This window comes from Mizugakiibacter sp. (assembly GCF_039680435.1).
Classification (GTDB): domain Bacteria; phylum Pseudomonadota; class Gammaproteobacteria; order Xanthomonadales; family Rhodanobacteraceae; genus Mizugakiibacter.
On record NZ_JBDKSX010000041.1, the window covers coordinates 1 to 11,366 of the forward strand.

At 72.3% G+C, this 11,366-nt stretch carries 12 protein-coding genes; 5 read left to right on the forward strand and 7 right to left on the reverse strand.

All coding sequences use genetic code 11. The features are described 5' to 3' along the window. Positions 1-187: 187 nt before the first annotated feature. The 6 genes from rlmH to leuS all read right to left on the reverse strand — a co-directional run bounded on the left by rlmH (position 188) and on the right by leuS (position 6,353). A complete protein-coding gene (rlmH, locus tag ABFC67_RS04610) occupies positions 188-658 on the reverse strand; it encodes a 23S rRNA (pseudouridine(1915)-N(3))-methyltransferase RlmH (protein ID WP_346736870.1) in 471 nt (156 codons plus the stop codon). Positions 659-878: 220 nt separating this feature from the next. Then, on the reverse strand, positions 879-1,247 hold the full coding sequence (gene rsfS / locus ABFC67_RS04615; RefSeq protein WP_346736881.1) for a ribosome silencing factor: 369 nt from the start codon (positions 1,245-1,247) through the stop codon (positions 879-881). 133 nt (positions 1,248-1,380) lie between these two features. Continuing rightward, a complete protein-coding gene (nadD, locus tag ABFC67_RS04620; protein ID WP_346736871.1) occupies positions 1,381-2,022 on the reverse strand; it encodes a nicotinate-nucleotide adenylyltransferase in 642 nt (213 codons plus the stop codon). Then, a complete protein-coding gene (gene holA / locus ABFC67_RS04625; protein WP_346736872.1) occupies positions 2,019-3,032 on the reverse strand; it encodes a DNA polymerase III subunit delta in 1,014 nt (337 codons plus the stop codon). Before holA ends, nadD begins: the two co-directional genes overlap by 4 nt. 3 nt (positions 3,033-3,035) lie before the next feature. After that, entirely contained in the window at positions 3,036-3,611 is a 576-nt protein-coding gene (lptE, locus tag ABFC67_RS04630) for an LPS assembly lipoprotein LptE (protein ID WP_346736873.1), read from the reverse strand. A gap of 129 nt (positions 3,612-3,740) precedes the next feature. Then, complete coding sequence (gene leuS, locus ABFC67_RS04635) at positions 3,741-6,353, reverse strand: leucine--tRNA ligase (RefSeq protein WP_346736874.1); 2,613 nt, start codon at positions 6,351-6,353, stop codon at positions 3,741-3,743. Between the two features lie 201 nt (positions 6,354-6,554). On the opposite strand from leuS, the gene ABFC67_RS04640 reads away from it, so the two are divergent. The 4 genes from ABFC67_RS04640 (at position 6,555) to ABFC67_RS04655 (ending at position 9,699) form a co-directional block, all read left to right on the forward strand. Beyond that, entirely contained in the window at positions 6,555-7,886 is a 1,332-nt protein-coding gene (locus ABFC67_RS04640) for an amidohydrolase family protein (RefSeq protein WP_346736875.1), read from the forward strand. 97 nt (positions 7,887-7,983) lie between these two features. Next, positions 7,984-8,865 (forward strand): thioredoxin, encoded by an 882-nt coding sequence (gene trxA, locus ABFC67_RS04645; protein WP_346736876.1) that lies wholly within the window; start codon positions 7,984-7,986, stop codon positions 8,863-8,865. A gap of 1 nt (position 8,866) precedes the next feature. Next, complete coding sequence (locus ABFC67_RS04650) at positions 8,867-9,238, forward strand: hypothetical protein (RefSeq protein WP_346736877.1); 372 nt, start codon at positions 8,867-8,869, stop codon at positions 9,236-9,238. Then, positions 9,235-9,699, forward strand: a complete 465-nt coding sequence (locus ABFC67_RS04655; RefSeq protein ID WP_346736878.1) for a DUF4442 domain-containing protein — start codon at positions 9,235-9,237, stop codon at positions 9,697-9,699. The genes ABFC67_RS04650 and ABFC67_RS04655 overlap by 4 nt, the downstream gene beginning before the upstream one ends. Here the strand turns inward: ABFC67_RS04655 and ABFC67_RS04660 are convergent. Further along, the gene (locus ABFC67_RS04660; RefSeq protein WP_346736879.1) at positions 9,663-10,307 is read right to left on the reverse strand and encodes an AAA family ATPase; all 645 of its coding nucleotides are present in this window, start codon (positions 10,305-10,307) and stop codon (positions 9,663-9,665) included. The genes ABFC67_RS04655 and ABFC67_RS04660 overlap by 37 nt on opposite strands. Positions 10,308-10,385: 78 nt before the next feature. Here ABFC67_RS04660 and ABFC67_RS04665 point away from each other — a divergent pair. Next, a partial coding sequence (locus ABFC67_RS04665; RefSeq protein WP_346736880.1) for a serine/threonine-protein kinase occupies positions 10,386-11,366 on the forward strand: 981 nt, incomplete at its 3' end.

Consider the following 11,366-nt stretch of genomic DNA (forward strand, 5'->3'; position numbering starts at 1 on the left):
AAGGTCGCCATCGTCGCCTGCATGCGCAAGTTGCTCACCATCCTCAATGCCATGGTCCGCGACGGCACACGCTGGAACCCCGATCTGGCAAAACCGGCTTGACGATCAACACAGTTGCTCTCCCGCCCGGGGCGGGAGAGGGAAGCTGTCGACGCGCGGCGCGACTTGCCGACCAACGATGGCAGAGCTACGCGCGGTGATAAGGATGCCCCGCCACGATCGTCGCCGCGCGATAGAGCTGCTCGACCAGCACCAGGCGCACCAGCATGTGCGGCAGGGTCAGCGGGCCCAGCGACCAGCGCTGGTCGGCGCGCGCGAGCACTTCGGCGGCGTGGCCGTCGGGACCGCCGATCAGGAACACGAGGTCGCGGCCGGCCATGCGCCAGTGCGCGAGCTGCTGCGCGAGGTCCTCGCTGGACCAGGCCTTGCCGCGGCCGTCCAGGGCGACCACGTGCGCATCGCGCGGGATCGCTGCAAGCACGGCGGCGCCTTCCTCGGCGATCGCGCGCGCAGGATCGCGGCCCTTGCCGCGGCCGCCCAGCGGGATCTCGATCAGTTCCAGCTTGAGGTCGCGCGACAGGCGCTTTTCGTATTCGGCGTAACCGTCGGCCACCCATGCGGGCATGCGTTCGCCGACGGAGAGGATGCGTGTGCGCACGAGGGCTCGGGACTCGGGACTCGGGACTCGGGACTCGGGACTCGGGACTCGGGACTCGGGACTCGGGACTCGGCCAAGCATCACGGATACCGTCATTCCCGCGCAAGCAGGAATGACGTCCCGGACAGGCGGATCGGCGGTGGGGAGATACGGCGCCCTGGAGCCATCCGCACCGGTAACGCGCGCTCTGCGCACGCCGCCGGTTCGCGCAGGCCGGCGCTCAGCTCGCGTTGGCGGCTTCGGGCATGTCGTCGCCCACGGTCCACAGCCGCTCGAGGCCGTAGAACTCGCGGATGCGCGGCAGCATCACGTGCACGATGATGTCGCCGAGGTCGACCAGCACCCACTCCGCTTCCTGCTGGCCCTCGACGCCGAGCGGCAGCACGCCCGCCTGCTTGGCGAACTTGACGACCTCGTCGGCGATGGATTTGACGTGGCGGCTGGAGGTGCCGGAAGCAACGATCAGCAGGTCGGCGATCGAGGTCTTGCCGCGCACGTCGATCTCGCGCACGTCCTTGGCCTTGAGCTCGTCCAGCGCGGCGAGCACGCGGCGGCGCAGGGCCTGTTCGGAGGTGGAAGAAGCGGGAATCCTGGTGGTCTTGCGGGATGTCGAACGCGTGGCCAAGTGAGCCTTACCTCGTCGGGCGCGCGGCTGCGCGCGGGGCCAGTATAGCGCTGCGATCCGGGCCGGAAAGTGGCCGCAAGCAGTGCCGAAACCCGGCTCAGCCGGCCCGCCGGTAGGGCGTCAGCAGGGCCGGATCGGCCAGCAGCGCGTCGGGCACCAGATAGCGCGGCTCGTGCCCGGCGGCGAGCAGCGCGCGCACGCGGCTGGCGGAGATGTCCAGCGCGGTGACGGCGATCGCCAGCACGCGCCCGGCCGGCGCCGCGCGCAGCGCGGCGGCGGCCCCGGCGCGACGCGGCGCCACTTCCGTTTCCAGTTCCGCCGGCAACGGCGGCAGCGCGCCGGGGCGCGTCAGTACGCCGAGATGGGCCAGCGCGAACAGCTCGCGCCAGCGGTGCCAGGTGGCGAGACCGGCGAAGGCGTCCGCGCCCAGCAGCAGCACCAGCGGCCGCGCCGGACCGACCTCGCGGCGCAGGTCGGCCAGCGTGTCGACCATGTAGGACGGCCCGCTGCGTTCGATCTCGCGCGTATCCAGCGCCAGCCGCGATTGCCCGGCCAGCGCGGCGCGCAGCATGGCGACGCGCTGCGCGGCGCTCGCCAGCGGCGGCGGCCGGTGCGGCGGCACGTGCGCGGGCATCAGGCGCACCGCGGCGTCCAGCGCCTCGGCGGCTTCCCACGCCGCGCGCAGGTGGCCGAGGTGCACCGGGTCGAAGGTGCCGCCGAGGACCGCGAGCATGCTCATGCCAACGCCGCGGCGGCGCGCGGCTCGGCGATCGCCGCGACCAGGCGCTCCAGCTCGCGCCACGGATCGCCCGACGCGCGGCCCTTGGCGATGCGGTCGATCAGCCCGGCGTGCACCAGGCAGCGCGTCCAGTGATCGGCGGGCGCGCGCTTCAGCGCCTTGCGGAACAGCTGCTCGCGCGCCTGCCACAGGCCTTCGGCGCGCGCGGCGGCGGCGAAATCGCGCGCCGCGGCGAGGCGCGCGGCCGTGCCGAGCTGGGAAATCAGCCAGCCGAGCAGCGGAATCAGGTCCTCGCCCTCGCCGCGCAACCCCGCCAGCACGCGCAACGCGCGCGCGGCTTCGCCGCCGAACGCGGCGTCGCTGAGGCGGAACGCGTCGTAGCGCGCGCTGTCGGCGACCAGGCTTTCCAGCGTGGCGGCGTCGAGCCGGCCCTCGCCGTGCAGTACCACGAGCTTGTCGATCTCCTGCGCGGCGGCGAGCAGGTTGCCCTCGACGCGCTCGGCCAGCAGCGCGATCGCGTCGGGCGTGGCGGCCAGGCCGCGCGAGCGCATGCGCTGGCCGATCCAGCCGGGCAGTTCGTGCGGCTTCAGCGCCCACACCGGCACGTAGACGCCGGCCTTCTCGATCGCCTTCACCCACGCGCCCTCGCTCTTGCGGTCCCACTGCGTGCAGGTGACCAGCAGCACGGTGTCGGGCGGCGGCGCGGCGCAGTACTCGACGATCGCGGCGGCGCCGTCCTTGCCGGGCTTGCCGCTGGGCAGGCGCAGGTCGAGCAGGCGGCGCGCGGCGAACAGCGACATGCCGGCCGCGGCGCGTGCGAGATCGTTCCAGTCGAAGCCGGACTCGACGTCGAGCACTTCGCGCTCGGCGTAGCCCAGCGCGCGCGCGCGGGCGCGCAGCGCATCGGCGGCTTCCAGCAGCAGCAGCGGCTCCGCGCCGGCCAGCAGGTAGACCGGCGCGAGTTCCTGCGCGCCGAGCGCCTTGTGGAACGGGGCCAGGCCGGTGGACATCGCTCAGCGCGGCGACGGGCCGCCGGTGTCGCCGTCGTCGGGCGGCGCGGCGGACGGCGCGGGCTGCAGCACCGCCTCGGGATGCAGGCGCGCGGCTTCGAGGCGGCGCATGATCGCCTGCACCATATCGCGGGTCAGGCCGCGGCGGATCTCCTCCTGCTGCGCCTCGTTGCCGACCAGTTGGGTGGCGTCGAAGGTGTACTCGCGCGACATGTCGATCACCTGCCTCGCCACCACCGGTTTGCCGTCGGCGTCCTTGACGTCGAACTCGACGTGGTAGCGCACCGCGTATTCGGTGATGCGCGCGAAGCCGCTGACGGTCAGCGCGTCGGTGCGGAACGCCGCGACCGGCACTTCCAGCGTGGCGATGCCCGGCCCGGCCTCGTCTTCGATCCGGGCGCCGGACAGGCGCACCGCGAGGCGCAGCTCGCGCGGCAGGTCGCCGCCGCCGTTGACGTTCAGGTACACCCGCTGCATCGCGTCCGGCAGCGCGGCGCTGCGACGCAGATGGAAGCCGCAGCCGGCGAGCAGCAGCGCGGCGCAGGCGGCGAGGACGAACGGCAGGCGGCGCAGGGTCATGTGCGGGTTCCGGCGGGGATGGAATGACGTGCCAGGCGCGGATCGTACGGCGTGCGCCGGCCCGGTTGCGAGCGCGCGCGCCGCGACCACCGGGTCCGGGCTGGCGGCGACGGCGCGCGTTCGCACCGTTCAGACCACGATGTTGACGATCTTGCCGGGCACCACGATCACCTTCTTCACCGGCTGGCCGTCGAGGAACTTGATCACGTTGGGCTCGGCCAGCGCGAGCTTCTCGGCTTCCTCGCGCGGCGCCGCGACCGCCACCTCGATGGTGCCGCGCAGCTTGCCGTTGACCTGCACCGCCAGCGTCACCGCCTCGCGCAGCAGCGCCTGCGGATCGGCCTGCGGCCACGGCTGGTCCTCGAGCAGCGTCTCGCCGTGGCCGAGCGCCTGCCACAGCGCGTGGCAGACGTGCGGCGTGATCGGGTTGAGCAGCAGCACGATCGCCGCGAACGCCTCCTGGCGCACGGCGCGGCCCTGCGCGCTCATGTCGTCGAACTTGCCGAGCGCGTTCAGCAGCTCCATCAGCGCGGCGATCGCGGTGTTGAAGGCGTGGCGGCGGCCGACGTCGTCGCCGACCTTCTGGATGGTTTCGTGCAGTTGCCGGCGCAGCGCCTTCTGGCGCGCGTCCAGCGCGGCGGCCTCCAGCGCCGGCGCGGGGCCGGCGGCGACGTGCGCGTGCACCTCGCGCCACAGCCGCTTGAGGAAGCGCGCCATGCCCTCGACGCCGGCCTCGCTCCACTCCAGCGACTGCTCCGGCGGGGCGGCGAACATCGAGAACAGGCGCACGGTGTCGGCGCCGTACTTGTTCACCATCGCCTGCGGGTCGACGCCGTTGTTCTTCGACTTCGACATCTTCTCGATGCCGCCGATCTGCACCGGCTTGCCGTCGGACTTCAGCAGCGCGCCGACCACGCGCGCGCGCTCGTCGCGCTGCACCTCGACGTCGGCGGGATTGATCCACGCCTTCGCGCCGCCGGCCTCGTCGCGGTAGAACGTCTCGGCCACCACCATGCCCTGGCACAGCAGGTTCGCGGCCGGCTCGTCCGAGCGCACCAAGCCCGCGTCGCGCATCAGCTTGTGGTAGAAGCGGAAGTACAGCAGGTGCAGGATCGCGTGCTCGATGCCGCCGATGTACTGGTCGACCGGCAGCCAGTAGTTGGCGCGTTCGTCGACCTGGCCGTCGGCGCCGGGGCTGGTGTAGCGCGCGTAGTACCAGCTCGACTCCATGAAGGTGTCGAAGGTGTCGGTTTCGCGCTCGGCCGGGCCGCCGCACTGTGGACAGGTGGTCTTGCGCCACGCCGGGTCGGCCTTGATCGGCGACTGCACGCCGCTGAAGGCGACGTCCTCGGGCAGCACCACCGGCAGTTGCTGTTCCGGCACCGGCACCGCGTCGCACTTCGGGCAGTACACGATCGGGATCGGGCAGCCCCAGTAGCGCTGGCGGCTGACGCCCCAGTCGCGCAGGCGGTAGTTGACCTTGCGCCGGCCCTTGCCGGCCTGCTCCAGCACGCCGGCGATGTGCTCGAACGCCTCGCGGTAGTTCTTGCCGTCCATCGCGCCGGAGTGGATCACGCGCATGTCGGCGCGCGTCTTGTCCGCGTACCAGTCCTTCCAGCGCGCGGGGTCGTAGGCGGCGTCGGCATCGGCCGGATCGATCGCGATCACCTGCCTGATCGGCAGCGCGTACTTGTGCGCGAACTCGAAGTCGCGCTCATCGTGGCCGGGCACGGCCATCACCGCGCCGGTGCCGTAGCCCATCAGCACGAAGTTGGCGATCCATACCGGCAGCTTCTCGCCGCTGACCGGATGCACGGCGAACAGGCCGGTGGCGATGCCCTTCTTCTCCTGCGTCTCCAGCTCCGCCTCGGAGACGCCGCCGTGGTGGCAGGCCTCGACGAAGGCGGCCACCGCGGGGTTCGCCGCGGCCGCCTTCGCCGCCAGCGGGTGCTCGGCGGCGATCGCGACGTAAGTGGCGCCCATCAGGGTGTCGGGGCGCGTGGTGAACACGGCGACCGGCTCGGCCTCGCCTTCCACCGCGAACTGGATTTCCAGGCCTTCCGAGCGGCCGATCCAGTTGCGCTGCATGGTCTTGACCGCGTCCGGCCAGCCCGGCAGCGTGTCCAGCCCGGTCAGCAGCTCCTCGGCGTAGGCGGTGATCCTGAGGAACCACTGCGGGATCTCGCGCTTCTCCACCGGCGCGCCGGAACGCCAGCCGCGGCCGTCGATCACCTGCTCGTTGGCGAGCACGGTGTGGTCGACCGGATCCCAGTTGACGACGCTGTTCCTGCGGTAGACCAGGCCCTTCTTGAACAGGCGCACGAACATGCGCTGCTCGTGCACGTAGTACTCGGGGCGGCAGGTGGCGAACTCGCGCGACCAGTCGATGGCGTAGCCCATCTGCTGGAGCTGCGCCTTCATGTGCCCGATGTTGGCGTAGGTCCACTTGGCCGGCGCGGTCCTGTTCTTGATCGCGGCGTTCTCGGCGGGCAGGCCGAACGCGTCCCAGCCCATCGGCTGCAGCACGTTCCTGCCCTGCATGCGCTGGTAGCGGCTGATCACGTCGCCGATGGTGTAGTTGCGCACGTGGCCCATGTGCAGCGCACCCGAGGGGTACGGCAGCATCGACAGGCAATAGAACTTCGGCTTCGAGGGGTCTTCCTTCACCTCGAAGGCGCGGTTGGCGTTCCAGTACTGCTGCGCGGCGGCCTCGACCGCCTGCGGATCGTAGTGTTCCTGCATATCTCGGTTTCGGCTGGAGCGGGCGCCGGCGCGGCGCCGCGGCTGCGTGACGGGTCAGCCTACCGCAGCGCAGCAAAACCGCCAACCGGGATGGCCGCGCCCGCGACCAAGGTCGTGCCGGGCACCCGTGCCGAATGGCACCCGCGCCGCGGCGGCGCATGGCCAAAGATGGGCGGCAGTGTTCGACCACGGGGGACTCCCATGACGCTACGCCTCGCCGCGGCCATCGCCGCCGTATTCGCCGTTTCCGCCGCCGCCGTTTCGGCCGCCGACGCGCCCGCGCCCGCGGCGCCCGCGCTCACCGTCCTGCAGTGCGGCCACCTGCTCGACGTGGTGGCCGGCAAGATGCTGGGCGCGACCACGGTCGTCATCGAGGGCAACCGCATCAAGGAAGTCGCCGCCGGCCTGCAGGACCGCCCGGGCGCCACGAAGATCACGCTGCCCCCGGCCAGCACCTGCCTGCCCGGCCTGATCGACAGCCACACCCACCTGACCGGCCAGACCAGCCCGACCGGCTACAGCGACCAATTCCGCTGGAACGTCGCCGACTACGCGATCCGCTCGACGGTCTATGCGAAGCGCACGCTGCTGGCCGGCTTCACCACCGTGCGCAACCTCGGCGATACCGCCAACGAGTCGGTGGCGCTGCGCAACGCGATCAACGCCGGCGTCGTGCCGGGGCCGCGCATCTTCACCGCCGGCGAGCCGATCGGCTCCACCGGCGGCCATGCCGACCCCACCGACGGCTACCGCCAGGACCTGGCCGGCGACCCCAGCCCGAAGGACGGCATCATCAACAGCCCCGAGGACGCCTGGAAGGCGGTGCGCCAGCACTACAAGCAAGGCGACGACCTGATCAAGATCATGCCCTCCGGCGGCGTGCTGGACGAAAGCGCCAGCGCCGACAACCCGCAGATGACGATCGAGGAGATCAAGGCCGTGGTCGCCGCCGCGCACGACTACGGCTTCGCCGTGGCCGCGCACGCGCACGGCGCCGAGGCGATCCGCCGCGCGGTGATCGGCGGCGTCGACTCGATCGAGCACGGCACCTTCATGAGCGACGAGGACATGAAGCTGATGAAGCAGCACGGCACCTGGTACGTGCCGACCATCATCGCCGGCAAGTACGTGCAGGAGATGGCCGACAAGCCCGGCTACTACCCGCCGCAGGTGGCGGCCAAGGCCCGCCAGGTCGGCCCGATCATCCAGGCCACCGCCGGCAAGGCGTACAAGGCCGGGGTGAAGATCGCCTTCGGCACCGACGCCGCGGTGTATCCGCACGGCCAGAACGCCAGGGAATTCGAGTACATGGTGCAGGCCGGCATGCCGCCGCTGTACGCCATCCAGGCCGCCACCACGCACGCCGCCGAGCTGCTGAAGCAGGACAAGAACCTCGGCAGCATCAGCGCCGGCAAGTACGCCGACGTGGTCGCCGTGCCGGGCAACCCGCTGGACGACATCGCCCTGATGCAGAAGGTCGACTTCGTGATGAAGGACGGCAAGGTCTACAAGGACGCCGCCGCGGCGCCCTGAGCGCGCGCTCCGCGGCGGCGCCCGGCGCCGCCGCGGACTGCCTTGCATTCCGCGACGCTGGCACAATCTAGGGCGATCTGGACCATGGACTGCCCGCATGAACGCCGACCCCGCCGCCTCGCCCCACATCTTCGACGCCACCCAGGCCAATTTCGAGGGCGAGGTGCTGCAGGCCTCGCTCGCGCAGCCGGTGCTGGTCGACTTCTGGGCGACCTGGTGCGGGCCGTGCAAGACGCTCGGGCCGCTGCTGGAAAAACTGGTCGACGAATACAACGGCGCGGTGCGCCTGGCCAAGGTCGACTGCGACAAGGAGCAGATGCTGGCCGGCATGTTCGGCATCCGCAGCATCCCCACGGTGATGCTGGTGCGCGACGGCCAGATCGTCGACGGCTTCCAGGGCGCGCTGCCGGAGAGCGCGCTGCGCGAGTTCCTGTCGCGCCACGTGCAGCCCGCCGCGGCGCCGGCCGAGGAGGAAATCGCCGGCGAAACCGTGGCCTTTCCCGCCGAATCCCCCGAGGAAACGATCGCGCGGCTGCAGCAGGCGATCGCCGAACAGCCCGAGCAGGCGGAGCTGAAGCTGGACCTGGCGCTGGCGCACATGCGCGCGGGCAACGCCGCCGCCGCGGAGGCCGAACTCGACGCCCTGCCCGCCAACCTCGCCACCGACGACCGCGCCAGGCGCCTGCGCGGCCAGCTCGACTTCGCGCGCGCGCTGGAAGGCGCGCCGTCGATGGCCGACCTGGAAACGCGGCTCGCCCGCCAGCCGGACGACCACGCCGCGCGCGACCTGCTCGGCGTGCGCCTGCTGGTGGAGGGCGAGACCGCGGCCGGCCTCGAGCAGTTCCTCGCCATCCTGCGCGCGCAGCGCGACTGGAACGACGGCCAGGCGAAGAAGCGCCTGATCGCCGCGTTCAGCGTGCTCGACGACGCCGAGCTGGTCGCCAGCTACCGGCGCAAGATGGCCTCGCTGCTGTTCTGACGTGATCTGGCGCGGCTTCGAGCACCGCACCGACCCGCTGCTGCCGCGCCGGCGCTTCCTGCGGCGCGTCGCGCGCACGCTGCTGGCCGGCGTCGTGGTGGTCGCGCTGTCGCTGGCCATCGGCATGCTCGGCTACCACTGCACCGAGCACATGGGCTGGCTGGACGCCTACGCCAACGCGGCGATGATCCTGTCCGGCATGGGTCCGCTGGCGGCGCCGCAAACCAGCGCCGGCAAGCTGTTCGCCGGCAGCTACGCGCTGTACAGCGGGCTGGTCGTGGTGTTCCTCACCGGCCTGCTGTTCGCGCCGTTCGTGCACCGCCTGCTGCACCGCTTCCACCTCGAGCGCGGCAAGGATCCGGCGCAGCCATGAAGCTGTCCGCGCGCAGCCTGCGGCGGGCGATGAACCTGTGGCCGCCGTATCTCTTTGCCGGCGTGCGCGTGCTGGCGATCGCCGATGACTGGCGCTCGGCGCGCGTGGCGCTGCGGCTGCGGCGCTGGAACCGCAACTACGTCGGCACCCACTTCGGCGGCAGCCTGTTCGCGATGACGGATCCGTTCTGGATGCTGCTCGCCCTGCACCGCCTGGGCACCGACTACCTCGTCTGGGACAAGGCCGGCGCGATCGACTTCGTCGCGCCCGGCCGCGCCGACGTGTACGCCGAGTTCACGCTCGACGACGCGGCGGTGGACGCGCTGCGCGCCGCCGCGGCCGACGGCGAACGCGTGCTGCGCTGGTTCGAGACCGAGGTGAAGACCGCCGACGGCGAGTTGGTCGCGCGCGTGCGCAAGCAGCTCTACGTGCGCCTCAAGCCACGCGCCCGCGGCGCGTAGGGCGGCTCCCGGCCCGCCACGGGATGGCCGCGCACGCCGGCCGGCATTTCGCACGCCGCAACCGCAGCGGCGGGTCGAGACCCGCCCTGCGCCCGCGAAACGGCGGCGAGCGCCTGCGCGAGCAGGCGGTTGCGCGGCAGGCCGGCGTCCAGCCGGATCGCGTCCGCCGGCGGCGGCGCGAAGCGCGCGGCCACCGCATCCACCAGCGCGGGCGTGCGGTCCGGCGCGGGATGCGCGCGCTGGCGCGCCACGCGACCGCGCGCCAGCGCCGGCGGGCAGTCCAGCCACAGCCATACCAGCCGCGCACCGTGCCGTCGCGCCAGCGCCGCAACCCGACGCCGGTCGGCACCGCGCGCGAAGGTCGCGCCGTCGAGCACGCAGCCGCGTCGCGCGCGCAGATGCGCATCGGCCGCGGCCAGCGCGGCGGCGAACGCGGCGCGCTTCTCGGCGGCAGCGGCGGTACCTTCGGGAAACATCGCCGCACGGATCGCGTCGCGGCAGACCCGCGGCAGGCCCAGCCGTCGCGCCAGCGCCCGCGCCAGCGCGCTCTTGCCCGCGCCGGGCAGGCCGAGCGGGGCGATCAGGACCGGAACAGACGGCGCGGGCACGCCCGGATTGTCCCACGCGGGGCGTAAACGCCGCTTGGGCTAGAATCGGCCGGCCTTGCTTTGGGGATCCCCCCGCACATGAGTATCGCCGTCGCCGGCGCCAGCTTCGACATTCCCGGCTACCGCCTGGTGCGCCAGATCGGCCAAGGCGGCATGGCGACCGTCTATCTGGCGATCCAGGTCTCGCTGGGGCGCCCTGTCGCGGTCAAGGTGCTGGCCGCCGAGCACACGCCGAACGACGAGGCCGCCACCCGCTTCGAGCAGGAGGCGCGCACCATCGCGCGGCTCGACCATCCGCACATCGTCAACATCTACGACGTCGGCCGCACCTCGACCGGGCAGCTCTACTACACCATGCCCTACCTGCCCAACGGCGACCTCGGCCGGCGCAAGCTGGGCGAGCTGCCGGCGCGCATCGTCGAAACCATGCGCGCGCTGCTGAAGGCGCTGGCCTACGCGCACGAGCAGGGCATCGTGCACCGCGACGTCAAGCCGGAGAACGTGCTGTTCGACAAGCTGGACCGGCCGCTGCTGGCCGACTTCGGCATCGCGCTGGCCACCCGCAACCACCTGCGCGTGACCCGCGAGGGGGCGACGCTGGGCTCGTCCGGCTACATGAGCCCCGAGCAGGCGCGCGGCCAGGCCACCGACGGCCGCTCCGACCTCTACAGCCTCGGCGTGGTCTGCTACGAGCTGCTGACCGGCGATCTGCCGTTCAACGGGCCAGACGCGCTCTCGGTGGCGATCGCGCACCTGGAGAACCCGGTGCCACGCCTGCCGCCGATGAAGCGGCTGTGGCAGCCGCTGCTGGACCGCGCGATGGCCAAGGCGCCGGCCGATCGCTATCAGAACGCCGACGAGATGCTGGAAGCGGTCGAGGAACTCGCCGCGCGCCTGGACAACGGCGAGAGCGGCGGCCTGGGCGCATGGATCGACGCACACCGGCCGCGGCCCGGGCGCGGCGCGCTGGTCGGCCTCGCCGCGCTGGTCGGCGCGGGACTGCTGCTGGTCACGCTGGCGAAGGTCGTGCACGCGCCGCGCGCCGCGGCCGACCCCGTC

Coding starts and splice junctions, on each gene's coding strand:
- ABFC67_RS04655 (WP_346736878.1), top strand. CDS start 9,235: ATGAAGCTGTCCGCGCGCAGCCTGCGGCGGGCGATGAACCTGTGGCCG.
- ABFC67_RS04640 (WP_346736875.1), top strand. CDS start 6,555: ATGACGCTACGCCTCGCCGCGGCCATCGCCGCCGTATTCGCCGTTTCC.
- lptE (WP_346736873.1), bottom strand. CDS start 3,611: ATGACCCTGCGCCGCCTGCCGTTCGTCCTCGCCGCCTGCGCCGCGCTG.
- nadD (WP_346736871.1), bottom strand. CDS start 2,022: ATGAGCATGCTCGCGGTCCTCGGCGGCACCTTCGACCCGGTGCACCTC.
- trxA (WP_346736876.1), top strand. CDS start 7,984: ATGAACGCCGACCCCGCCGCCTCGCCCCACATCTTCGACGCCACCCAG.
- holA (WP_346736872.1), bottom strand. CDS start 3,032: ATGTCCACCGGCCTGGCCCCGTTCCACAAGGCGCTCGGCGCGCAGGAA.
- leuS (WP_346736874.1), bottom strand. CDS start 6,353: ATGCAGGAACACTACGATCCGCAGGCGGTCGAGGCCGCCGCGCAGCAG.